Origin of the sequence: Liquorilactobacillus sicerae (assembly GCF_029916425.1) — a bacterium.
GTDB classification, from domain to species: Bacteria; Bacillota; Bacilli; order Lactobacillales; family Lactobacillaceae; genus Liquorilactobacillus; species Liquorilactobacillus sicerae.
On sequence record NZ_JAHAVQ010000133.1, the window covers coordinates 1 to 545 of the forward strand.

The following is a 545-nucleotide window of genomic DNA, read 5'->3' on the forward strand; positions in this document are numbered from 1 at the left end:
GGCTTGATCCTGACCGCCAAGCTGACATTAAAAAGGGAAAGGTAAAAGTTGATGCCGGAAATTCAAATTGATATGTTAAAAGGACGTTCGCATGAGCAGATCAAACAAATTGTGAAGGATATTACTGCTGTAATGGTTGAAGATGCCAAGGCTAATCCCGAAGCTGTTCACATAGTAATTCGCGAATTTGAAGCAAATCATTATGCTTTAGGCGGCGTCCTGAAGTCTGATATGTAATATTTTTGTAATATACATAAAGTGCTATTTTTTATTAAAGTAGCGCTTTTTTAATAAAATGCAAATTTGTAATATACAACTCAATTTTTTTCAACCATGTGTTCGCAAAAAATGAATAATTTTTTAAAAAGCTCAAACATATGTTTGAGGAGAATGAGAGAAAAATTGTAATCTCGTTGCAACCCAAAATGCCGTCAAAGCGTCTAAAATTAGTAGGCGTACGAGGTGGAAATGAAAAAATCTTCTTTAAAATCAAAAGCATTGATTACGGCGATTTCTGCATTGGGTGTCACCGGAACGGCTGCGGT

At 35.6% G+C, this 545-nt stretch carries 1 protein-coding gene; it reads left to right on the forward strand.

The window, feature by feature from the left end:
* The first annotated feature begins 51 nt into the window (after window positions 1–51).
* Window positions 52–237, forward strand: a complete 186-nt coding sequence (locus KH893_RS11645; protein ID WP_281166259.1) for a 2-hydroxymuconate tautomerase — start codon at window positions 52–54, stop codon at window positions 235–237.
* Window positions 238–545 lie beyond the last annotated feature (308 nt).